17 protein-coding genes and 2 pseudogenes are annotated in these 22,788 nt (G+C 72.8%); 7 read left to right on the top strand and 12 right to left on the bottom strand.

Annotated features, from left to right (window positions below):
- Nucleotides 1–101 precede the first annotated feature (101 nt).
- Together IE219_RS10345 and IE219_RS10340 are read left to right on the top strand one after the other, a co-directional pair.
- Nucleotides 102–1,247, top strand: a complete 1,146-nt coding sequence (locus IE219_RS10345) for an alpha/beta hydrolase (protein ID WP_308434017.1) — start codon at nucleotides 102–104, stop codon at nucleotides 1,245–1,247.
- A gap of 54 nt (nucleotides 1,248–1,301) precedes the next feature.
- On the top strand, nucleotides 1,302–1,649 hold the full coding sequence (locus IE219_RS10340; protein ID WP_189976292.1) for a hypothetical protein: 348 nt from the start codon (nucleotides 1,302–1,304) through the stop codon (nucleotides 1,647–1,649).
- Nucleotides 1,650–1,676: 27 nt separating this feature from the next.
- Here IE219_RS10340 and IE219_RS10335 read toward each other — a convergent pair whose 3' ends face one another.
- The 4 genes from IE219_RS10335 to IE219_RS10320 are packed head-to-tail and all read right to left on the bottom strand — an operon-like array spanning nucleotide 1,677 to nucleotide 6,295.
- Nucleotides 1,677–3,050, bottom strand: coding sequence for a GH1 family beta-glucosidase (locus tag IE219_RS10335; RefSeq protein ID WP_189976291.1), 1,374 nt, complete (start codon nucleotides 3,048–3,050; stop codon nucleotides 1,677–1,679).
- A 56-nt stretch (nucleotides 3,051–3,106) separates the two neighbouring features.
- Nucleotides 3,107–3,946 carry a carbohydrate ABC transporter permease gene (locus IE219_RS10330; RefSeq protein WP_189976427.1) on the bottom strand — a complete coding sequence of 280 codons (840 nt, stop codon included), beginning with the start codon at nucleotides 3,944–3,946 and terminating at the stop codon, nucleotides 3,107–3,109.
- A 31-nt stretch (nucleotides 3,947–3,977) separates the two neighbouring features.
- The gene (locus IE219_RS10325) at nucleotides 3,978–4,970 is read right to left on the bottom strand and encodes a carbohydrate ABC transporter permease (RefSeq protein ID WP_189976290.1); all 993 of its coding nucleotides are present in this window, start codon (nucleotides 4,968–4,970) and stop codon (nucleotides 3,978–3,980) included.
- Between the two features lie 11 nt (nucleotides 4,971–4,981).
- A complete protein-coding gene (locus IE219_RS10320) occupies nucleotides 4,982–6,295 on the bottom strand; it encodes an ABC transporter substrate-binding protein (RefSeq protein ID WP_189976289.1) in 1,314 nt (437 codons plus the stop codon).
- 181 nt (nucleotides 6,296–6,476) lie between these two features.
- Between IE219_RS10320 and IE219_RS10315 the strand changes: the two genes are divergently transcribed.
- Nucleotides 6,477–7,787: an ROK family protein gene (locus IE219_RS10315; protein ID WP_189976288.1), complete on the top strand. Its 1,311-nt coding sequence runs from the start codon at nucleotides 6,477–6,479 to the stop codon at nucleotides 7,785–7,787.
- A 162-nt stretch (nucleotides 7,788–7,949) separates the two neighbouring features.
- On the opposite strand, the gene IE219_RS10310 is transcribed toward IE219_RS10315, so the two are convergent.
- The 7 genes from IE219_RS10310 to IE219_RS10280 form a co-directional block, all read right to left on the bottom strand.
- The gene (locus IE219_RS10310) at nucleotides 7,950–10,394 is read right to left on the bottom strand and encodes a glycoside hydrolase family 3 protein (RefSeq protein ID WP_189976287.1); all 2,445 of its coding nucleotides are present in this window, start codon (nucleotides 10,392–10,394) and stop codon (nucleotides 7,950–7,952) included.
- Between the two features lie 90 nt (nucleotides 10,395–10,484).
- A complete protein-coding gene (locus tag IE219_RS10305; RefSeq protein ID WP_189976286.1) occupies nucleotides 10,485–11,576 on the bottom strand; it encodes a DUF1996 domain-containing protein in 1,092 nt (363 codons plus the stop codon).
- A gap of 45 nt (nucleotides 11,577–11,621) precedes the next feature.
- Entirely contained in the window at nucleotides 11,622–13,787 is a 2,166-nt protein-coding gene (locus tag IE219_RS10300; RefSeq protein ID WP_189976285.1) for a discoidin domain-containing protein, read from the bottom strand.
- 103 nt (nucleotides 13,788–13,890) lie between these two features.
- Nucleotides 13,891–16,086 carry a discoidin domain-containing protein gene (locus IE219_RS10295; protein ID WP_189976284.1) on the bottom strand — a complete coding sequence of 732 codons (2,196 nt, stop codon included), beginning with the start codon at nucleotides 16,084–16,086 and terminating at the stop codon, nucleotides 13,891–13,893.
- Nucleotides 16,087–16,567: 481 nt separating this feature from the next.
- Nucleotides 16,568–17,785: an adenylate/guanylate cyclase domain-containing protein gene (locus tag IE219_RS10290; protein ID WP_189976283.1), complete on the bottom strand. Its 1,218-nt coding sequence runs from the start codon at nucleotides 17,783–17,785 to the stop codon at nucleotides 16,568–16,570.
- Nucleotides 17,782–18,231, bottom strand: a complete 450-nt coding sequence (locus IE219_RS10285; protein WP_189976282.1) for a universal stress protein — start codon at nucleotides 18,229–18,231, stop codon at nucleotides 17,782–17,784. Before IE219_RS10285 ends, IE219_RS10290 begins: the two co-directional genes overlap by 4 nt.
- A gap of 316 nt (nucleotides 18,232–18,547) precedes the next feature.
- Nucleotides 18,548–19,180, bottom strand: a complete 633-nt coding sequence (locus IE219_RS10280) for a DUF6518 family protein (RefSeq protein WP_189976281.1) — start codon at nucleotides 19,178–19,180, stop codon at nucleotides 18,548–18,550.
- 359 nt (nucleotides 19,181–19,539) lie between these two features.
- On the opposite strand from IE219_RS10280, the gene IE219_RS10275 reads away from it, so the two are divergent.
- The 4 genes and pseudogenes from IE219_RS10275 to IE219_RS10260 all read left to right on the top strand — a co-directional run bounded on the left by IE219_RS10275 (nucleotide 19,540) and on the right by IE219_RS10260 (nucleotide 22,234).
- On the top strand, nucleotides 19,540–20,148 hold the full coding sequence (locus IE219_RS10275; protein ID WP_189976426.1) for a GNAT family N-acetyltransferase: 609 nt from the start codon (nucleotides 19,540–19,542) through the stop codon (nucleotides 20,146–20,148).
- A 576-nt stretch (nucleotides 20,149–20,724) separates the two neighbouring features.
- Nucleotides 20,725–21,150, top strand: coding sequence for a peptidoglycan-binding domain-containing protein (locus IE219_RS10270; protein ID WP_189976280.1), 426 nt, complete (start codon nucleotides 20,725–20,727; stop codon nucleotides 21,148–21,150).
- 83 nt (nucleotides 21,151–21,233) lie between these two features.
- Nucleotides 21,234–21,372: pseudogene (locus tag IE219_RS10265) on the top strand (IS5/IS1182 family transposase); the annotation flags it as partial.
- A gap of 247 nt (nucleotides 21,373–21,619) precedes the next feature.
- Nucleotides 21,620–22,234, top strand: a complete 615-nt coding sequence (locus IE219_RS10260) for a YdeI/OmpD-associated family protein (RefSeq protein WP_229849690.1) — start codon at nucleotides 21,620–21,622, stop codon at nucleotides 22,232–22,234.
- On the opposite strand, the pseudogene IE219_RS10255 reads toward IE219_RS10260, so the two are convergent.
- Nucleotides 22,233–22,707: pseudogene (locus IE219_RS10255) on the bottom strand (helix-turn-helix transcriptional regulator); the annotation flags it as partial. The gene IE219_RS10260 and the pseudogene IE219_RS10255 sit on opposite strands and share 2 nt — an antisense overlap.
- Between the last annotated feature and the right edge of the window lie 81 nt (nucleotides 22,708–22,788).

The raw sequence follows: 22,788 nt of genomic DNA, 5'->3' as shown, positions 1-22,788 counted from the left end.
GATCTTCCAGGGCGCCCCCACCACCTCCACACCCCCGGAGAGCCCCCGTGCGCCGCAGCGACGTCCCGGTCCCTTCCCGTCTTCCCGTTCTCTCCGCGTCCGTGGCCGCCCTGGTCCTGGCGCAGGTTCTGGTGGGGAGTCCCGCGTCCGCCGGGGCTGCCGTCGGGCCGGAGCGGCGGGCGGCGGAGGTCGCCGCCGTCACCTATGACCTGGGGGACCGGGCGTACCGGCTGCCGTCGACCGGGGAGCCGGTCGAGATGGCCGGCGTCGTGCACTATCCGAAGGACCTGGGATCGGCGCCGCGCCCGCTCGTCGTCCTCCTGCACGGCTGGCACGAGACCTGCGCGGACCGTGCGGCGGAGGCGGCGCGGTCCGCCGCCGAGCAGGCGGAGGACTGGGACGCCTACGCGGCGGCCAGTGAGAAGCTGTTCGGCTGGCCCTGCGCCCCGGGCACCCCGGTCCTGCCGAACGAGCGCGGTTACGACTACCTCGGCGAGGAGTTGGCCCGCCGCGGCTTCATCGTGCTGTCCGTCCGGGCCAACGGCATCAACGCCTCGTCGGTGTGGGGCGACGGGAACGCCTCCGCCCGGGCCGATCTGATCAACCGTCACCTCGCGCTGTGGCAGAAGCTGAACGCCTCCGGTCGCGGCGGACTGGAGGGCGCGTTCCGCGACGCGGTGACGAACAAGCCGCGGCGCGTCGACTTCCGGCACCGCGTGGACCTGAACAGGGTCGGCACCCTGGGCCATTCGCGCGGCGGCGCGGGCGTGACGTGGCAGGCGGCGGACCGCCACCGGGCCCAGTGGCCCGCCGGCGTCACGGTCCGGGCGGTGCTGGCGCTGGCGCCCGCGTACAACGTCATGACCGAGGACATGTCCGCGTACGGGATCACCCGGACGCCGCTGGCGGTGGTGCGCGGGACCTGCGACGGGCAGGTCGGGGAGGAGGCGTTCGCCTTCGCCGCCGACGCGGCCGCCGGCGGTACGGCCGGCTTCCACCGGCGCGCGATGCGCGGCGCGAACCACAACTACTTCAACACGCAGTGGTCGCCGTCCGGCGGGCAGGTCGCCGCCCGCGACGACGCCGGGCACGACGCCGCCCGCCCCGGCGAGTGCACCGAGCCGGGCGGCACCGTCTACGACACCCAGCTGTCCGAGACCGCCCAGCGCCGCGCCGGCACCGCCTACGCCGCCGCCTTCTTCGAGCGGTACCTCACCCCGTCCGGCCGCTCCCCCCGAGGCCGCTAGGGCCCGTCCGGCACCGGCGGAACCTTCCCGCCCTGGTGAAACGTCTCTCCTCGCATGGAGACTCAGCGGACACCCCGGCGCGAAGCCGTCACCGGCGCCGCCGGGTGCCTGGCGGCGGTGCTCGGCGCGCTGGCGGGCCTCGCGGTGTGGCTGCCCCACGGCCGCCGGGGCCTCTCCGGCGCCTTCGAGGGCGAGCGGAACGTGGACCTGCTCTGGCCGGGCCTGCCGCTCCTGGTTGCCGGCGGGGCCGTGGCCGCCCTGGCGGTCCTCGCCGCCGCGCGCGGCCGGTGGCGCGCGGCGCTCGTCCTGGCGGCGACCGTCGCGGCGCTCACCGCCCTCGGGTACGGCCTGGACGTCCTGGCCGCCCCGCAGGCGGTCCGGGACTGCGGGGCGGCCTGCTGAACCCGCGGCCCGCCCGCCGCCGGGCCGTCAGGCCCGCGCCTCCCGGTGGGCGCGGATCAGTTCGGCGTACCGGCGGCCGCTGGTCTTCACCGTGCGCTCCTGGGTGGCGTAGTCGACGTGGACGAGGCCGAAGCGCTTGTCGTAGCCGTAGGCCCACTCGAAGTTGTCCAGGAGCGACCAGGCGTAGTAGCCGGCGAGCGGGGCGCCCTTGCGGACGGCGTTCGCGCAGGCGGCGAGGTGCTGTTCCAGGTAGCGGACCCGGTCGGGGTCGTGGACGGCGCCATCGGGGCCGGCGGTGTCGGGGAAGGCGGAGCCGTTCTCGGTGACGTACAGCTCGCGGACGCCGTACTCCTCGGTGAGCCGCAGCAGCAGGGTCTCCAGGCCGGCCGCCTCGATCTGCCAGTCCATGCCGGTGCGCGGCACGTCGGGGAGGCGGACCTCGCGGGCGTGCGGGACGGGGCCCTCGGGGTCGTCGGCGACGGTCACCGGGAAGTAGTAGTTGAGGCCGTGCCAGTCCAGCGGGGCGGCGATGGTCTCCGGGTCGCCCGGCTTCTCGGGGAGTTCGACCCCGTACAGCTCGCGCATGTCGGCGGGGAAGCCCTTGCCGTACACCGGGTCGAGCCACCAGCGGTTGCCGTGCCCGTCCATGCGGGCGGCGGCGGCGAGGTCCTCGGGGCGGCCGGAGGCGGGCGTGACCGTGGAGTGGTTGGTGACGAGGCCGACGCGGGCGCCGGGGACGGCGGCCCGGACCGCGGCGGTGGTGAGGCCGTGGCCGAGGAGCAGGTGGTACGAGGCGCGGACGGCGGCCGTCAGGTCGGTGAGGCCCGGGGCCATCCGCCCCTCCAGGTGGCCGATCCAGGCGGAGCAGAGCGGTTCGTTGAGGGTCGCCCAGGTGCCCACCCGGTCGCCGAGCCGGCCGGCGACGGCGGAGGCGTACGCGGCGAGGTGTTCGGCGGTCTCGCGGGAGGTCCAGCCGCCGCGGTCCTGGAGGGCCTGCGGCAGGTCCCAGTGGTAGAGGGTGACGGAGGGGGTGATGCCCGCCTCCAGGAGTCCGTCGACGAGCCGGTCGTAGAAGTCGAGGCCGGCGGTGTTGACGGGGCCGTCGCCGCCGGGGACGACCCGGGGCCAGGCGATCGACATCCGGTAGGAGTCGGTGCCCAGTTCCTTCATGAGGGCGATGTCCTGGGGCCAGCGGTGGTAGTGGTCGCAGGCGGTGTCGCCGGTGTCGGCGTTGTCGATCGCGCCGGGGACGCGGCAGAAGGTGTCCCAGATGGAGGGGGCGCGGCCGTCCTCGGCGACGGCTCCCTCGATCTGGTAGGCGGAGGTCGCCGTGCCCCAGGCGAAGGCGGGCGGGAAGGCCGCCAGGTCGGGCGCGGTGCGCGGGGCGGTGGGTTCGGACACGGGGGACCCCTTCGTGGTGGGTGTGGAGGCGGTGGGCGGGACGGGGGCGCGGGGCGTCACTTGACGGCGCCCGCGGTGAGGCCCGCGACCAGGTAGCGCTGGAGGAGGAGGAAGCCGGCGACGACGGGGACGCTCACCACGAGGGAGGCGGCCATCACCTGGTTCCAGTAGACGTCGTTGAGGGTGGAGTAGCCCTGGAGTCCGACGGAGAGCGTGCGGGTGGTGTCGTTGGTCATGACGGAGGCGAAGAGGACCTCGCCCCAGGCGGTCATGAAGGCGTAGATGCCGACGGCGACGATGCCGGGGCGCGCGGCGGGGATGATCACGCGGAAGAGCGCGCCGACCGGTCCGCAGCCGTCGACCTTGGCCGCCTCGTCGAGCTCGCGCGGGATCGAGTCGAAGTACCCGGTGAGCATCCAGACGGAGAAGGGCAGCGAGAAGGTCAGGTAGGTGAGGATCAGGCCCTCGCGGGATCCGAAGAGGGCGATGCCGGTGGCGTTGCCGATGTTGACGTAGAGGAGGAAGAGGGGCAGCAGGAAGAGGATGCCGGGGAACATCTGCGTCGACAGGACGGTGACGGCGAAGACCCGTCTGCCGCGGAACTCGTAGCGGCTGACCGCGTACGCCGCGAAGATCGCGACGGCCACCGAGAGGACGGTGGCGGCGCCCGCGACGACGATCGAGTTCACGAAGTAGTCGGCGAGCGGGACCGTCTCCCAGATGTCGAAGTACGGGGCCGCCGTCAGGGTGGACGGGATCCATTCGAACTTCCCCGAGACGTCCTCCAGCGGCTTCAGCGAGCTGGACACCATCACGTACACCGGCAGCACCACGAAGGCGGTGACCAGGGTGAGGAAGATCCGCCGGGTCCACAGGAAGGACCGGGGCGGGGCCATCGGGGAGCGCGGGGTGCGCGCGCGGGCGGCGTCAGGCACGGGAGGTCTTCCTTCCGCGGGTGGTGAGCAGGAGGTAGACGCCCGTGACGGCGAGGAGGAAGAGCAGCAGGAGCACGGACATGGCCGAGCCGGTGCCGAAGTTCCACGTCCGGAAGGACGACTGGTAGATGTGGAGCGAGATCAGGTCCGCCGCTTCCGGGGCCGCCTTGCCGAAGAGGACGAACGGCGTGTTGAAGTCGTTGAAGGTCCACAGGAAGAGGACCAGGACGAGGACCTGGTTGACGGGGCGCAGGGACGGCAGGGTGATGTGCCGGATCTGCTTCCACACGCCGGCCCCGTCGAGGGCGGCGGCCTCGTACATCTCCCGGGGGATGTTCTGCAGGGCGGCCATGACGGTGAGGAAGGCGAAGGGCCAGCCCTTCCAGACGGAGACGACGAGCAGGGCCCAGAAGCTGTTGTCCCCGATGAGCCAGAAGGCGGGGGTGTCGCCGATGCCGAGCTGGTCGTGGAGGACGTGGTTGATGACGCCGTTGTCGCGCTGGAACATGAAGGCCCAGGTGATGACGGCGGCGTAGACGGGGAGCGCGTACGGCACCAGGAAGAGGGTGCGCAGGACGGCCCGGCCCCGGAAGTTCTCCTGGAGGAAGACCGCCGCGGCCGTGCCGAGGAGCCAGCACAGGCCGACGGAGGCCGCGGTGAAGACGCACGTCGTGAGGAAGGACTTCAGGAGGGCCCGGCCGGCCGGGGCGTTGAAGTCGACGGCGACGGAGAAGTTGTCGAACCCGGCCCAGGGAGCGGCGGACCAGTCGCCGATGGAGAACTGGGTGAGTTCGCGGAAACTCATGGTGATGCCCATGAGCATGGGGACGAGGTGGACGAGGAGTTCGAGGAGCAGGGCGGGCAGGAGCAGGACGTAGGGCAGTGCGATGCGGCGGCGCCCGGAGCGACGCGGGGTGCGCGCCCCTCCGGGTGCGGCCTTGCGCACCGCCGGCGCCCGCTCGGGGGTGACGGCGGTATCGGTCATGGCGGGGGGGCCTACTTCTTGGGCATCTGCTGCTGGGCCGCTTCGAGCTTGGCCCTGACGGACGCGGTGGTGACGGGCCGGCCGGCGGCGGCCTCGGCGAAGAGTTCCTTGACCGCGGTGCCGACGACGGTCTCGAACTGGGACTCCTCCGGGACCTGCGGGAGGGCGGTGGCGCTCGTGGCGAGGGTGTCGCGCAGGACCTTCAGGGCGGGGCCGTCGAAGGCGGGGTCCTGCTGGGCGGCCATGACCGGCGGGATGGAGCCGTAGGCCTTGTTGAGGACGACCTGCTCCTCGTCGCTGGTCATGAACTTGACGAACTTCCGGGCGCCGTCGAGGTTCTTGGTGTTCTTGAAGACGGCCATGTTGATGCCGGCGACCATCGAGTTGGTCTGGGCGCCCGCGCCGGGCCCGCCCGAGAGGACGGGGGCGGGGACGACGCCCCACTCGTCGTCGTTCATGCCCTGGGACGCGAACGTGGCGGAGGCGCTCTGCCACAGGACCATGCCGGTCCTGTCCTTGGAGAAGTCGCTGAGGGACTGGTTCTGGGCGTACTCGGCGTTGCCCGGCGCGACGATCTTGTGGACGGCCATGAGGTCGACGTACTGCTTCACGGCGGTCACGGCGGCGTCGGAGGTGAAGTCGGCCTTGCCGTCGGCGGTGAAGAAGTCGGTGCCGTTCTGCTTGCCGAGGGCGAAGACCTGGTGGATGTTGTTGGAGAGGTTGGAGCCCTCGACCCCGATGCCCCACCTGCCGTCCTTGCTGAGCTTCTTGCCTGCGGCGATCACCTCGTCCCAGGTCGTCGGCGGCTGGGCGATGCCGGCGTCCGCGAACATCTTCTTGTTGTAGTAGAGCGCGTAGGCCATCGAGTAGAGCGGGACGGCCGCCGGGTCCTGGCGCCGGACGCCGGTGGAGCCGAGGGCGGATTCGACGAAGCGGTCCTTTCCGCCGATCGCCTCGAAGTTCTCGGCGTTCCAGGGCAGCAGGGCCCCGGTGGACTGGAGGGAGGCGCTCCAGGTGTTGCCGATGTTGAGGACGTCCGGGCCCTGGCCGGAGGTGGTGGCGGTCAGGATCCGGTTGAGCAGGTCGGACCAGGGCACGACCTCCAGCTTCACCTTGATCCCGGTCTCCTTCTCGAACTTGTCGAGCTCGGGCCGCAGGACCTTCTTGTCGGCCTCGATGCTGGCGCCCTGGTTGGAGGCCCAGTAGGTGAGCGTCCGGGGGTCGCCGTCGGAGCCGGCTCCGCCGCCGGAGCCGCCGCAGGCGGTCGCGGTGAGGACGAGGGAGAGCGTGACGGCGCCGGCGGCGGCGACTCTGATTCTGCGCATGGTCCTGGGGTCTCTTTCGGGGGAGGCGGCAGCCGGAAAGAAGGGGGGGCGACGTCCCGCGCTGGACCCCCACCTGGCCTCTCGGCTTAATTTAGGATGTGAGTTAAACCTCGGAAGAAGGTCGCGTCAAGAGGCGTCGCGGCGGTATCTTGCACGTAAGGCCTAAGGAAGAGGGTGTCCGGTGAGTGTGCGCAGCGGCCGTACGGTGCGTGACCTGCGACGGGAAAATCGCAGCGCGGTATTGCAACGGTTGTATTTCGACGGCCCGTTGAGCCGTCTGGCGCTCGGCCCGGTCACGAGCCTGAGCTCCGGGTCGGTGAGCAACGTGGTGGCGGACCTGCTGGCCGAGGGCCTGGTGGAGGAGGCCGGGAGCGTGGACTCCGCCGGCGGGCGGCCCCGCACCCTCCTGCGCGTCCGGCAGGACAGCGCCTACATGATCGGCGTCGACATCGGCGAGACGCGGGTCCGGATCGAGCTGTTCGACGTGGCCCTCACCGAGCTCGCGCGCGCCGACCGGCCCCTCGCCGCCAACGGACCGCGCCGGGAGGACCGCTACGACGTCGGCGTCGTCCTCGGCCACGTCCGCGACGGCATCGAGGAGGTCGTCCAGGAGGCCGGCATCGACGCCGAGCAGCTGCTGGGCGTGGGCGTGGGCGTCCCCGGCATCGTGGCGCGGACCCCGCAGGACGGCGCGGTGGTGCACGGACAGACGATCAGCTGGGACGCCGTACCGCTGGAGCGGCTGCTGCGCGAGTCCGTGTCGCTGCCCGACTCGGTGTCCTACTTCATCGAGAACGGGGCCAAGACCCTCGGCCAGGCGGAGATGTGGTTCGGCGGCGGGCGCGGCGCGGGCAGCGCCGTCGTCGTCCTCTTCGGCTCCGGGGTCGGCGCGTCCGTCTTCGGCGAGGAGCTGCGGCCCGGCCGGGCCGTCGAGTGGGGGCACCTCAAGGTGCGCGTCCGGGGCCGCCGCTGCCGCTGCGGCGCCCAGGGCTGCCTGGAGGCGTACGCCGGCGCGGAGGCGCTCCTGGAGCGCTGGCGGGAGGCCGGCGGGAAGCCGCCGTCCGACGCCGGGGAGGAGGCCGCGCTGACCGCGCTCCTCGCCGCGGCCTACCCGGCCGGCCCGGAGGAGGAGGCGGACACGGTCGCCCTCGCGGTCCTGGAGGAGACCGCCGAGTACCTGGGGGCCGGGTTCGCCGACCTGATCAACCTGCTCCAGCCCGAGCGCATCCTCGTGGGCGGCTGGGCGGGCCTCCAGCTGGGCACCCGGTTCCTCGACCGCGTCCGCTCCTACGCCACCTCGTCCGCCCTGTCCTATCCGGCCTCCCACGTGGAGATCAGGCTCGGCACCCTCGGCCCGGACGCCGTCACGGTGGGCGCCGCGATCCTCCCCCTCGCGGACTTCTTCGCCCACGGCGGCCGCCGGGCGCCCGTGGAGGCCGAGGAGCCCGCCCCGGCCTGGCAGACCACGCTCCGGCAGCGGGCCGCGCACTAGGGCGTTTCTTTCGGATCAGGCCCTGGGGCCCGTCCGGGGCGGTGCCCGTCCCCCGCGTACACGCGCCGCGCACGTGCCGTACGCACGTGGCGCGCGGGCCTGCCGGGGCCGTGGCGGCGCGCCGCGAGGAGCGCGGCCGGGCCGTCACGCGGCGCGTCCCCCTCACGGCGGAGGGGGCTCGGAGCCGCCCACCACCGTCTCCCCCTCCCACTCAGGGGCCCCCGCCGAACGCCCCACCACGATCCGGTACGGTCCGGGCTCGGTGCGCCATCCGCCCCCGCCGGGGCACCAGTGCCGCAGCGCGCGCGGCGCCACGGCCACCTCGACGGTCGTCCGCCGGCCCGGCGCGGCGCTCGCGGTCGCGTACCCCGCCAGCCACCGGACGGGGCGCTCCACGGCCGAGCCGGGACGTGCCAGGTAGACCTGGACGACCTCGCGCCCGGCCCGCCGGCCCGTGTTGCGCAGCGTGACCCGGACGGTGAGGGGCTCGTCCCGCGCGATCCGCCCCGGCGCCTCCACCCGCTCGTACGCCCAGGTGGTGTAGCCCAGCCCGTGCCCGAACCAGTAGGCGGGCCGGTTCCCCGAGCGCAGCCAGGCGCGGTAGCCGATGTGGAGGCCCTCCGCGTAGTCGAGCCGCCCGCCGACGGGCCGGGTGCTTGTGACGGGCGCGTCGGCGAGGGACGCCGCCCAGGTGGTGGGGAGCCGGCCGCCGGGCTCGGCGCGGCCGAAGAGGACGTCGGCCAGGCCGCCACCGGCCTCCTGGCCGGGGAACCAGGCGAGGAGCAGGGCCCCCACCTCGTCGCGCCAGGGCAGCTCGACGGGTCCCCCGCTGTTGACGACGGCGACGGTCCGGGGGTGGACGGCGGCGACCGCGCGCACGAGGTCGTCCTGGCGGCGGCCCAGGGACAGGTCCGTACGGTCGCGGCCCTCCGTCTCGTCGTGCTCCGTCGTGCCGACGACGACGATGACGGCGTCCGCGCCGCGGGCCGCCGCCACGGCCTCCGCCAGGGCGGACTCCGGGTCCCGCGCCGGGGGCGCGGCGACGACGACGGTGGCGCGGCCCGTGCCGGGGGCCAGCTCCCGGCTCGCCACCAGGTGGACGGCGCGGCCCTCGGCCAGGTGCGCCCGCACGGTCCGCAGGGGCGGGGTGACGTGCACGACCGCCGGATCGTCGGTGTCGCGGGGGCGGACCTCGTCGAGGACGGTGCGCCCGTCGACGCTGAGCGTCAGCCTGCCGAAGCCGCCGACGCCGAAGGTCCACGCGCCGGTGGTCTCGGGCCGCAGCAGCGCGCTGATCTCCACCGTGTGCGCCCCGGCGGGCAGGCCGGGTTCGAGCTGCCGGCCCGACAGGCGCCGTTCGGCCGACAGCTCGCGCCCTTCGGCGTCGAGGCAGCGCAGCAGCACCCCGGGCTCGCCCGTCCTGGGGTCCGCGCACCGGCCGGGGTCGAGCGGGGCGGGCGGCGGGTCCGGCGAGGGCCCGGGGGCGTGGATCACGCGGGCCCGGCCGCGCAGGTGGGCGCGGATGCCGTCGAGCGGGGTGACGGCCCGCGCCGGGAACACTCCGGCGCTGCCGCCTCCCTGGAGCCGGGGCGCGGCGGCGTGCGCGCCGAGGACGGCGACCGTCGCCAGGGCGTTCGGGTCGAGGGGCAGGACGTCCTCGTTGCGCACCAGGACCGTGCCGGCGGCGACCGCCCGGCGCAGCAGCCGCCGGACGGCCGCGGGGGGCGTCGCCGGGCGGCGGCGGCCGGGCTCCCCCAGCGCGCCCACCCGGTCCGCGAGCCGGAGCAGGCGGCGCACCTTGTCGTCGAGGGCCGCCTCCGGGACCCGGCCGTCCTCCACGGCCCGGAGGAGCTCGGCCGCCCAGGGGCCGCGGGGCCCCGGCATGGCGAGGTCGAGGGCGGCGCGGGCCGTCTCGCGCGCGGTGCGGACCGCGGCCCAGTCCGAGACGGCGACCCCGTCGAAGCCCCAGGCTCCCTTGAGGGGGTCGGAGAGGAGCGGGTGGGCGGTCATGGTCGTGCCGCCGACGCCGTTGTATCCGGCCATGACCAGCCACACTCCGGCTTCCACGGCGGCGGCGAAGGGCGCGAGGTACACCTCGTGCAGGGCCCGCTCGGAGAGGCGGACGTCGACGTGGAGCCGGTCGGTCTCGGAGTCGTTGGCGACGAAGTGCTTGGCCGTGGCGGCCACGCCGTGCTCCTGGATGCCCCTGATCAGGGCGGCGCCGGTGCGGGCGGTGAGTTCGGGGTCCTCCGCGTAGCACTCGAAGTGCCGGCCGCCCAGCGGGGTGCGGTGGAGGTTCAGGGTGGGGGCGAGCACAACGTCGACGCCCTTGCGCACGGCCTCCGAGGCGAGCAGTCCGCCCAGTTCCCGCAGCAGCCGTTCGTCCCAGGTCGCGCCGAGGGCCGAGGCGGAGGGCAGCAGCACGGACGTGTCGCGCTCGTCCCAGCTCTCGCCCCGGACGCCCGCCGGCCCGTCGGAGAAGACCATCTCCCTGAGTCCGACCGCCTCCTCGGCGGCCGTCCGCCAGGTCGTGGCGCCGGTGAGCAGGCGGACCTTCCGGGCCGTGCTCAACTTCCCGACCAGGGCGTCCAGCACGTCGTCACGCATCACGGCCCACCTGTTCTCTCCTGTCGTCTCTTCGTGCGCGGACGGCCGGGGCGGATGCCGCCCCGGCCGTGCGGTGGGGTGCCGGCCGGGTCAGGGCAGGCGGTGGTCGGCGTCCAGCACCGTGCCGCGCTCGGGGCGGTACAGGTCGAAGCCGCGGGTGTCGCACTGGAGGCCGCCGTTGATGCAGTGGTCGACCAGGGCCTTGAGGGTGCGTTCCTCCCACGCGTTGAAGAAGTCGTAGTGGAAGGAGTAGCCGCGGCCGCTGGCGAGGCGGACCTGGCTCATGTCGCCGTTGACCGGCCACGCCATCTTGAACTCGATCATCGGCAGCGCGACCGGGTGGGAGGCGGGGCACATGGTGTCGTTGGTGCCGGGCTTCACGACCGGGTACGCCATGTGGCTCTTGTGGTCGGGGGTGTCGAGATGCAGACCGTTCCAGCAACTGGGCGCCTGCATGCGCAGGTTGAGCTGGACGTCGGGCCGGCTGGGGCAGTTGGCCGGGATGTCGGTGTTGAAGAAGCTGTCGCCGCACTCCCAGCCCTCGACGAAGCCCTTGTGGGCGCGGAACTCCTGCTCGGTCTGCATCGGGTTGCCGACGACGAACCGCAGCCCCTTCGGGAAGGGACGCACGCTGCGGTAGTCGGTCACGCCCGACTTGTAGTAGATGACCTGCGGGCCCGTGGGCAGGACCTTCTGGTCGCCGTTGTACAGCGAGGGCATCCAGTACGCGGAGGCGTCCGCGGGCGCCTTGCAGGTGGTGGCGCCGCCGTAGAGGGAGGCGGTGGTGCTGGCGGCGTTCGTGGAGGTGTTGCCCATGAACGTGTGGTCGTGGGACTTGCCGAACTGGCCCGGGTAGACGATCGGGTCGTCGGGCGCGGTGTGGGTGACGGAGCAGCCGGCCTGGAACTCGTGGTGGTAGGCCGGGGGCGGGGTGTCCGTGGACGGGGTGACGCCGGTGACCGGCGGGTTCGCGGGGATGTACCCGTCCCCGTCGGCGTCGTCGCCGGACGCCTGGGTGGAGGCGGCCATCCGGTGCCCGGTGTGGTTGGCGGCCGCGGCGACGGCGGCCGGGACGCCGTCGGCCGGGTCGGTGGCCTGGGCCATCGTGCCGAAGCCGAGGGCTCCGGCGATGAGGGCCGTGCTGACGAGGAGTACGGAGAGCCGCTTCGGACTCGATCTCATGGGGATCTCCTCAGTGGGGTGGGAGGTGGGGGTGGTGCGGGCCGGTCAGCTGTAGACGCCGAACTCGTGGAGCGAGTAGCCCCAGCCGGTGCCGCGCGCGGTCATGTGCACGCGCACGTGGCGGGCGGTGGCTCCCGTCCCGATCGTGTCGACGTCTCCGTCGCCGGCGGTCTCGGTGTGGATCGTGCGCCAGTTCCGGCCGTCGTCGGAGACCTGGACCTCGTAGGCGCGGGCGTGGGCCGGGTCCCAGACGAGCTGGAGCCGGGAGAAGGAACGGACCGAGCCGAGGTCGACCTGGATCCACTGGGGGTCGGCCCAGTCGCCGGCCCAGCGGGTGTCCGGGTCGCCGTCGGTGGCGTTGCCGGCCGGGCAGGGGCAGTCGCCGTACGAGGCCTGGAAGGAGGAGGCGGTGGTGGGGCGGCCCTGGGCGATGTTCGTACCGCTGACGGGCGGGGCGACGACCTTCATCGACTTCGTCTCGATGCCGGCGTTGCCGCGGCCGTCCTCGGCCTGGACGTACACCTTCCACACGCCGAGCTTCGCGGGGGCGGTGACCGTCAGGGAGCCGTCGGCGTTGCGGCGGTGGGGGGTCTCGATCAGCCGCTTGTCGCCGTCGGCGTAGTTGCCGCTGAGGAAGACCCTGGTGGTGACGGGGTCGCCGTCGGGGTCGCGGACGGCGGCGCGGATCGTGAACTCGCCGCCGGCCGGGGCGGATCCGGACGGGGTGACGGTCATGTCCGTGATGACGGGCGGGGTGTTGTCGCCCGCGGTGCCGCCCGTGTACGCCTTCTTCACCGCGTAGTAGGAGAGCCGCTTGAGGCCGTCGGGCAGGAGGTTGAACCAGACGCCGCCGAAGTCGTGTTCGGTGCCGTAGTGGAAGACGGTGGCGCCCAGCGCGACGCCCCGGTGTCCGGTGACGCACTCCCAGGCGCGGGTGTAGCCCTCGGCCTTCCGCACGTCGGTGGGTTCGTCGGCGACGCCGTTGGCGTCCTCGGGGGTCTCCCACTCCCCCGCCGGGCCGGTCTCGGTGATGAGGTACGGCTTGGTGTAGCCGCCCCGTTCCCAGTCCTCGCGCACCCCGCACAGGTCGCCGTAGGCGTTCATCGCGTACAGGTCGAGGTCGGGGGCGTTGCGCTCGTAGTACGGCCAGGCGCCGGTCCACGCGTCCGTGGAGGTGACGGGGTGGTCGGGGTCGATGGTGTGGATCTTCCTGGCGACGTCGTTGACGAAGCTCGTGTAGGCGTCGCGCTGGGCTTCGAGTTCGGTGCCGGAGTAGCAGTTCTGGAGGCCGAGGACGGACTCGTTGCCGACGTTCCACATGAGGGTCGCCGGGTGGGACCTGTACTCCTCGACCCACGTGGCGAACTCGTTCAGCGTGTTCGTCTTGTACGTGGTGTCCGTGACGTAGTCGACGCAGCCGCCGGAGCCGGGGCCGCCCCCGGGCTGGAGCCAGAAGCCGTTCATGACGCGGATGCCCTGGGCGGCGGCCGCGTCGAGGAGCGGCCTGGTGGAGCCGTCGGTGCCCCAGGTGCGGAGAGTGTTGGCGCCCATCGCCTTCACGTCGGGCATGTACCGGCCGGCGTCGGCGGCGGACGGGCCCCAGGTGACGCCCTTCACGGTGTACGGCCGGCCGTCGACGGTCAGCTGCCAGTCGCCCCGGCTCCCGGTGACGCGGACGGCGCCGCCGGACTGGGGCGGGGTGCCGCCCTCCTGGCCGTACACCTCGAACTCCCAGAGGGAGAGGCCGTATCCGCCGGAGCGGGTGACGCCCTGGAGGCGGACGTACCGGCCGGTGCCGGAGACGGCGATCTCGTCGGTGCCGCCGTCGGCGCCGGTCACGGACTTCACGGTCCGCCAGGTGGTGCCGTCGTCGGAGAGCTGGATGTCGTACGCGGTGGCGTGGGCGGCCTCCCAGTCCAGCACGATCCGGCTGACGGTGGCGGTGCGGCCGAGGTCGACCCGGAGCCACTGGCCGTCGCTCCAGCGGCTGGCCCAGCGGGTGCCGGGGTCGCCGTCGACGGCGGCGGAGGCGGGGAAGCCGTCGCCCTCGGTGGAGGAGGCGGTGGCCGTCCCGCCCCGCGAGAGCAGGGTCTCGGCGGCGGAGGCGGGGGCGGTGGCGAGGGCGGTGAGCGAGCCGGCGAGCAGGGCGCCGAGGGCGGCGAGCGAGACGGCGGCGCGGGGGCGGCTCGGGGCGGTGTGGTGCGCGGTCATGGCGGCTCCAGGACGGACGCGATGGGGGGTGCCTTCCGGGCGGGGCGCCGCCCGGAAGGGGCCGGGGGCCGGGGCGCGGCGGGTGCCGTGCCCCGGCGGGTCGTCACGGGAAGCTGACGACGGTGGAGGGCACGGTCGAGCTGCCGGCGGGGGCGGTGGACGCCCCGGTGTCGTTGATGACGTGGTTGAAGTGGCCGTTGCCGCCGAGGGAGACCGTCAGCAGGCTGTGGAACTTCACGCCGGGCTTGACCGGGGCCTTGAAGCCGTGGTCCTGGACGATGGTCGGGTCCACGTTGTAGTAGCAGTAGCTGCCGAGGCCCCAGCCCTCGTGGGTGTCCACCGAGTCGTCGACGCGGTAGGCGGCGTAGCCCTTGGTGGAGCCGTTCTGGATGGCGGCCTGGTCGGGGGCGTCGTACGCCTTCTCGTTCTGGAAGAAGACGGTGCGGCCGCGCTCGCCGTACCACTCGACGTCGTACTTGTTGAAGTGCTCGACGAAGAGGCCGGTGGCCAGGACGTCGTCGCCGTTGACGCGGACGCCGTAGTCGGCGCGGTTGGTCTCCCAGCCCACGCCCGCGCCGTGGTCGGCGCGCCAGACCCAGGTGTGGTCGACGATGACGTCGTCGCTGTTGACGACCATGCTGGTGGTGGCCTTGCCGGGGCCCGCGCCGCCGATGCGGATATAGACGTCCTGGACGGTCGTCGGGTCGGCGGCGTGGTCGGAGGACGAGTTCCGCGGGCCTATCTCCAGCAGGACCGGGGAGTTGACCGGCCCCGCGTCGACGAGGAAGCCGGCGAGGCGGACGCCGTCGACGTCGGCGACCTTCATCGCGGCGACACCGTTGTCGGGGATGATCGTGGCGAGGCCGAGGCCGAGCACGACGGTGCCCGCGCGGTCGATCTCGATCGGCCGGTCGACGTGGTAGACGCCGGGCGTGATGAGCAGGTGAAGGCCCTGCCGGACGGCCTGGTTCATGGTCTCGGCGGTGGTGCCGGGCTTGACCACGTAGAACCGGCTGAGCGGGATCGTCTCGCCCTGCGGGGTGCCGTTCGCCCAGGTGGTGCCGCGGGCGTTGGTCCGCTTGGCGGGGACGAAGACCTTGTACTGGCCGTCCTGCCAGATCAGGTAGGGCTTCTCGCGGGAGATCGGGGTGGTCTCCAGGGTGGTGTACTTCGGCTCGGGGAAGGCGGTCGGCGGGGCGCCCTCGGTGCCGGAGAAGACCTGGTTCCAGACGCCGTTGGTCCAGCCGCCGATGGAGCTGTCTCGGGTGTACCACTGCTGCTGCGAGTAGTTGCCGACCTGGCCGTCGATCTTGGAGTCGGCGATGTAGCCGCCGGAGGCCCAGCCGTAGCCGTTCGGGGAGAGGTCGAGGCTGCCCTTGACGTGCATGCGGCGGAAGGAGGACGCCTGGGAGACGGCCCAGCGGTCGGTGCCGCTCACCGGGTCGACGGTGAGGCCCTCGGCGCCGCGCCAGAAGTTCTGGGTGGCGTTGCCGTTGAACCATCCGGCGTCGACGGTGATGTCGCCGTTGATGGTGGTCTCGCCCGGCCGGACACCGAGGCCGGCGATCTGGGTGTAGAAGCCGAGCTGGGCGTTGAGCCCGTCGTACGTGCCGGGCTTGAGCAGGAAGGCGTGGCGGCCGGAGCCGAACTGGTCCGACTCCTGCTGCCGGAAGACCTCGTCCAGTTTGGCCTGGAGGCCGGGCGTGGACGGGTCGAAGACGTGCACGTCGGGGCCGAGGTCGCCGCCGCCGGGCAGGGTCGGGCCGGTGCCGTCGGTCTCGCCGTACACCTGGAACTCCCAGAGGGAATAGCCGTAGCCGGTGGCTCTCGTGAGGCCGTTCATGCGGACGTAGCGGCCGGTGCCGCCGAGGGCGACCTCGTCGGTGCCGCCGTCGCCGGAGGTGATGGTGGTGACGGTGCGCCAGTCGGTGCCGTTCTCGGACGCCTGGATCTCGTAGTCCTTGCCGTAGGCGCCCTCCCAGGTGAGGACGGCCCGGCTGAGCCGCTTGCTGGCGCCGAGGTCGACCTGGAGCCACTGAGCGTCGTTCCACTGGCTGGCCCAGCGGGTGCCGAGGTTCCCGTCGACGGCGTTCGCGGCGGAGAAGACGGCTCCTTCGAGGGAGGAGGCGGTGGCCGTCCTCCCCTGGGAGAGCAGGGTCTCGGCCGCCTGCGCCGACGTGACCGGGACGACGGAGAGGAGGGTGGCGGCCATCGCGGTGACCACGGCGCCCGTGAGGCCGCGCCGCACCCGCCCGCGGACGGGTGGCGGAGCGGACGCGGGCATGCCGAATACAGACATGAGGGGGGTTCTCCTTGGGGTGAGAGAAGCTCGGAGAGAGCGCTCTCCCCGAACCTTGCCGCCCCTCCCGGCGCGTGGTCAATATTCCTACACGACTTTCCTTCCGTCTTGAGTTAACCCTTGGTTTTCATCTTTGGCATGTGGGAGCGCCGCCACTCGACCGCCCTGCGGGGGCCGCCGGAGCAGAACGCGCTGATGAGGGGGCCCGCGCCCGGACCCGCCGGGCGGCAGCGCGGACGGGGCCCGCCGGAGCGGATACCGGACTTCCCGGACTCCGCCGCCGCGGACCGGACCCACCGGCTTCGAACCGTCCGTGACCGGGGGTCGCGCGTACGGCCCCGTCGGCACCGGGCCGCGTACGCGCCACCCGCCCCTGGGGCACCGGCCGCCCGGCGGGGTCCGTCCGCGCTCCGGTGACCGTGCGGGGTGTCCGCACGGCCGACCGGGGCGCGGACCCCGAGCCGGTCGCGCCTTCCCGCTCTCAGAGGCGCGGGGAGTCCACCGGCGGCGGCCCGCCGGGGCGGGCCACCCGCAGCAGGACGGGGCGGAGCCGGCTGTAGCCCCGCACCGACACCGGGCGGAGCGCTTTCAGGGAGTACGCGGTCGTGCCCGCCAGTTCACCGGCGAAGGCGGTGTCGACGAGCACGGTGCCGGGGCGGGCCACGGCGGTGAGCCGCGCGGCGATGTTGACCGCCGCCCCGTACACGTCGCCGTACCGGTTGAGGACCGGGCCGTGGGCGAGCCCCGTGCGCAGCCGCGGCAGGGTCCGGTCGCGGCCGGCGCGGGCGGCCAGTTCCCACGCGATGCCGGCCGCGTCGGGTGCGGACTCGCACACGAAGAGCACCTCGTCGCCGATGGTCTTCACCACGCGGCCCCGCCCTTCGGCGACCACGTCGCCGACCAGGGCCTCGAACCGGTCGAGGACCCGGGCGAGGGCGGTGCTGTCCAGTCCCCGGGTCATCCGGGTGTAGGCGACCATGTCGGTGAAGCCCACCGCCAGGTGACGGATGTCGGTGCCGCCCGGGGACGGCTCCCCGCCGCCCGGCGCCGCCTCCTCCGTACCGGTCCCGCCGTTCGTCGCGTGCGTCCGCGCGGGCCGGCGGGACGGTTCCTCGTCGTCCGCGGCGAGCACGCGTCCGGCGTGGGCCGCGAGGTGCCGGCGCCACACGTGCCGCTGGAGCAGTTCCATCTCCGGCAGCAGCCGGGCGGCGTGCGCGATCAGCGCCGCCCGGTCCCGGGCGTTGCCTTCGGGGAGGTCACGGGCGCCGCCTTCGGGGAGGGCCGGGGCGTCGTCTTCGGGAAGGCCCCGGGCATCGCCTTCGGGAAGGTCGCGGCCGAGCCAGGTCCACAGGGTCCGCATCTGCCATTCGGCGAGCCGGGAAAGGTGGTGGCCCAGGGCGCGGGCCATCATCGTCTCGTCCTCCTCGGTGATGAGCCCGGCGGCGATGAGCCGTTCGCCCGAGCGCAGCGCCTCGACGTCGGCGTCGGTGAACACCCTCGCGCGGTCGTCGACCACGGGAAAGCCGAGCGCCCGCCAGATCTGCGCGGAGCGCTCCGGGCCGACCCCGGACCGCTCGGCGATGTCCCGCCGGGTCCAGCGACGGCCGCCGTCGAGGAGGAGTTCCTCGACGGCCCGGTGCAGCGCTTCACCGTCCGCCGGATCGTCCGCCGCCTTCCGGCCGGGCCCCACCGCACTCACGTGGTGTGCACGATCAGCACGTCGAGACCGGCCTTCCGCGCGATGTCGGCCGGCACCGAGCCGAGGATCCGTCCGGCGAGCGAGCTCAGCCCCCGGTTGCCGACGACGATCAGGTCCGCCCCGCACTCCCGGGCGATCCGCTCCAGGGCCGGGACGGGCCGGTCCTCCACCGCGACCGTCCGGACGTCTTCCGCCCCTTCGCCCCGGGCCTTGTCCTGGGCGGCGCGCAGGGTGGCCTCGGCAGGCGACGAGCCCACCACCTGGTACGCCTCGGCTCCCAGCCGGTCCTTCGCCTCGTCCAGATCGGGCCCGCGCATCGGCGAGTACGCGCAGGCGATCACGAGCTCGGCCCGGCAGGCGACCGCGAGCCGCGCGGCGCTCGCGACCGCCGCGAACGACGACTCAGAACCGTCCGTGCCGACCAGCACAGTCCGATAGGCGGCCACGGCCAACCTCCTTACTCCGAAGTAAACTTACTTCAAAGTAAGGTAGAGCGCGGGGGAGACACGGACAAGACGCCGTGAAGTGACGGCCCTCTCCTCCGCGTCCGGACCGGGCCAGGCCGTCGCCACCGGCCTCGGTGCCGGGCGGCGAAGGCGCACCGGCGCGTCGTCCGCAGCCCGCACGTCGCCGTCCCCGGTGGCGGACGGCGGAGGGGACCCGGCCCGCGAACAGCCGCCGTACGCCGCACCCGTCAGGAGGTTCGCCCGGCCCGCACCGCGGCTCGCGCGTTCGGCGGGTGGGGGTCCGACGACGTCACGCCTATCCGATCAGGCCGTTGAGGATGCCCTTCTCGGCGAGGTAGAAGACGAGGCCGCCCACGGGAGCGAGTACCGCGCACAGCCAGGAGCGGCGCACCCCGGCGCGCGCCAGGTAGACGGTCAGGAGGGCGGTGAGCAGCACACCGGCGGCCAGGAAGACGAACGCCGTTTCCCAGTAGCGGAGCGCCAGCCCCAGCCAGAGCCCCTCCCCCAGCACCACCATGGCGATGACGGCTCCGGCAACCGCGCGCAGCTCGCTCCGCGCACGCCGTACGGCCCACCCCGCCCACCCCAGCAGGGGCCCTCCGGCCAGTCCGGCCGCCGCCCACACGGCGGCGGTCCCGAGCCCTCCGGCCCCGAAGGTGCCCCCGAGAGCGGACGCCGCGTAGTAGCCGCAGCAGGTCGCGAGCATCATCAGCGCACCGCTCCAGACGGCGACCCACCGGTCGCGGATCAGCGCACCGGCCACGGCGGTCCAGATGATCCAGGTGGACGACGAGTTGGTCGCCCGGTCCAGCCAGGGCCATATCCCGTGCAGGCCGTACGTCGCCCAGCCGAGCAGCAGTCCGAAGACGGCGGTCGCGGTGAGCACGGTGCCGGGGCTGTCGCGGCGAAATGCGGTCAGAGGAGCCATACCGCGGAACTATACCTGCCATGTATACACACCATGCATAGCCGCTGACGAGGCCGAACACCACACCCTCCGAGTCGACCACCACCCTCGCCACCCCCGATCGACGACCGGCGCCACCACCCCGGTGAAGACCCCGGACGCCCCCGGCACGGCAGGCGGGCGCAAGGCACCAAGGGTGCAGGCAGCCGGGTCGCCGCCCTGGTCATGCCCTTCAAGCTCATCGAGTCGGCCAGCAACGCCGGCGGGCCGTGGATGCACCCCGCCTCGTCGCACTCGCCCGAGCCGGGCCCGCTTCGAGCGGGGCGTCCCGGCCGAGCCGTCCGAGGCCCGCGCGGCATGCACACCACCGTCCGCCGCCGATCGGAAAACAGTGGCGGGCCCAGCCTCCCCGTGGTGAGGATCGCGGCACGTCCGACTTCCTGGAGACCGACCGGCTCGTCCTGCGCGCGTTCACGGCGGCCGACATCGACCACTTGCTCGCCCTGGACAACGACCCCGAGGTCATGCGCCTCATCAACGGCGGCCGCCCCGCAAGTCGGGAGCCGGTCGGGACGCGGACCCTGCCGCGGCTCCTGCACGACTACCCGTGCCGGGAGCCCCGCGGTTACTGGGCCGCGCGGGAAAGGACCACCGGCGCGTTCCTGGGCTGGTTCGAGTTCCGACCGCTGGAGGAGCACGGTCCCGCCGTGGTCGAGCTCGGTTACCGGTTGAACCAGGCGGCGTGGGGGCACGGCTATGCCACCGAGGGGTCCCGGGCCCTGGTCCACAAGGGGTTCGCGGAACTCGGGGTCGAGCGGGTCACCGCGAACACCATGGCCGTCAACGTCCGCTCCCGTCGCGTCATGGAGAAAACGGGCCTGTCCTTCGTCCGGAACTTCACCGGGGACCGGCCGGAGGCGATCGAGGACTCCGAGCACGGTGAAGTCGAGTATCAACTCACCCGGACCGAGTGGAAGCAGCCTCGATAGATATCGACGGCCCGATCCGCACATCTTGGCAATTACCCACGCCAAGCAGGTTGACGAAGCCGATTGCCGAACCGAACTCACGGAACACTTGGCGACACTACGAACCCAGGGCCTTCAGTTTGGGTCACGCTGATGCCATCACCCATGGTGACGACCAATCTTTTTCAGCCTCCGGAGCACCTCGTCCGGCCTCCCGCTTCTCCTGAGGCCAACCGGCCACCCGCTCGCTAGAGCTCCTGAGCCTCCTGCGGAGGCATTGCGCAGGATTCTTTGTTTTATACAGCCGGGTCTACCTGCGACATGGATATACGATCTTGAAGAGGCCCGAGCATACGAGCCGCTGACCACCTAGCCGCATCGCGCCACTATCCGGAAATCGACGCTCATCGTCCGCCAGGGATTTCCGGTGGCGATCACCACATCGGAATCACGAATCACAGGAGTGCAAGACAGTCACTGGACAGCTTCGTTCCGTCCGGAACAGGACAACGCTTCCGGTGGACTCTTCCCCGTCATGCCACTGTGTCGCCGCATCATCCTGATGCGGCGACACAGTGCACCGACCAAGGAGGAACTATGAGCCTGCGGCCCTCGACCACGCGGTTCCGCGCCGCTTTCACCGGAGCGGCTGCCTGCTCCGCCCTCGCCCTGGGAACCGTGCTCGCCGGTTCCGGCACAGCAGCCGCCTCGACGGAGACAGAGCGGAACCTTTCGACCGCCTCGACGCAGGCCGCGTGCTCCGTCCACTGGAAGGTGGGGGTGGACTACGCCGGACTGACCGCAGGCTACAGCTGGGCCTGGAACGTCATCATCAGGCAGGGAGACACCGGTGACAGGGTCCGGGAGATCCAGTGTCTCGCCATTTACCACGGCTACAGCCTGACGGTCGACGGCCAGTTCGGCCCCGCGACCAAGAACGCGGTCACAGCGTTCCAGCGGGCCCGGGGAATCGGGGCGGACGGCATCGTCGGGCCCTCCACGTGGCGCCAGCTGCGCAAGTGAGCGAGCCCCTTCCATCCCGTGCCGGGGAGTGAAATGAGCTGATCGGCGGGGGTGTTGACGAGGCAGGGCCCCTCGTCGTCGGCATGGTGATTCCACTCATCACACCGGCGACCGAAGGGGCCCTGTTCGTCCCGTGGCCTGCCACGCTCGATGTCTCGCATGAGCGGCGTCGAACATGTCGCCCGACTGCCGCACGAGCACCGCCGGACCGAACCCCGACGCGTACCTCTCCACCGGGCCGCGCGGCGGACGCAACGCCACCCACCGGGACAGCATTGTCACCCGCCTCGGGCCCAACCCGCTGGTGACCGTACGTGGTCGTCGGCGTAGCGACTCCGGTCTTCTCCGGCCTCGGATGCGAGGCCGGTCGCGGTGGCGTCGGCGGGGGCGAGCCGGGCCGGCATCGACGCCGCGGGCTCAACGAGTCGCCCCGGAAGGCCGCGACGCCTGGTTGCGGCACTAACCTGCGGTGGTGACCGGAACCGAACTGGATGAGTTGATCGTTGCCGACAGCGCGGCGCTGCGCGCGTGGCTGCTGGACAACCACACCGTCTCCCCTGGCGTGTGGCTCGCCCTGACCAGGAAGGGCGGCACCATCACCACGCTGACCTGGCAGCAGGCGGTCGACGAGGCACTGTGCTTCGGCTGGATCGACGGGCAGGCCCGCAAGCGCGACGAGGAGAGCTCCTGGCGGCGGTTCACCCCGCGCCGGCCCCGCAGCGTCTGGTCCCGGCGCAACGTCGCCAACGTGGCCCGGCTGGAGGCGGCCGGCCTGATGCGGCCCGCCGGCCGCGCCGCGGTCGACGCCGCGAAGGCCGACGGGCGGTGGACGGCCGCCTACGCGCCGTCATCGGAAGCGGAGGTGCCGGCCGACCTGCGCGTCGCGATCGCCGCCGACCCAGCGGCGCAGGCGATGTTCGAGGTACTCACCAGGACCAACCGCTTCGCCCTCATCAACCGGGTCAATGCCGTCAAACGGGCCGAGACGCGAACCCGGAAGATCGCCGAGTACGTGGCGATGCTGGCCCGGCACGAGACGATCCACCCGCAGAAGGCCAGGCCGGCGGACCCGTCGGCGTCGTGACCGGACTCCTGCCGGAACGGACGGACCCGGCCTGTTGCGCGGAACTTTCCTCGGAGCCCTGACCCGTCCGCAGTATGTCCATCCCGTCGGGTGCGCACACCGCCCGGACCTCCAGCGGCGTTCGTCTGCGATCGACCTCTTCGGCGATCTCGTTCCAGCTCTCGGCAAGGTCGAAGTCCCCGGGGCGGTGCACAGGGTCACCGGTCGGGTCGGCGGACGACACGCGGTCGATCCGGAAGGTCCGTCGGCCGGTCTCGGTGTCGGAGACGAGGTACCACACAGGCCCTTTGGCGACGACGCCCAGCGGGTGGACGGTTCTCCGGGTTTCGACGCCTTTGCTGTCGACGTAGCCGAGCGACACCTGGACGCCGCTGATCACCGCGTCCTGGAGTACGTCGAGGAAGCGGTGCGGCCGGTGCTCGATCCGGCCCGCCCCCCCATCGCTGCGGGTCTACGACCAGCGACGCCGCCGCCCCGGCCCTGCTCGGATCGCATACCGACAAAACTCTCATAAAAACCGGTCATGAAGTGACCGGTTTGGGGAGCACGATGGC

Origin of the sequence: Streptomyces termitum (assembly GCF_014650175.1) — a bacterium.
GTDB classification, from domain to species: Bacteria; Actinomycetota; Actinomycetes; order Streptomycetales; family Streptomycetaceae; genus Streptomyces; species Streptomyces termitum.
Note: the sequence above shows the minus strand (reverse complement) of the source record. Positions and strands in the feature narration are given on the sequence as shown.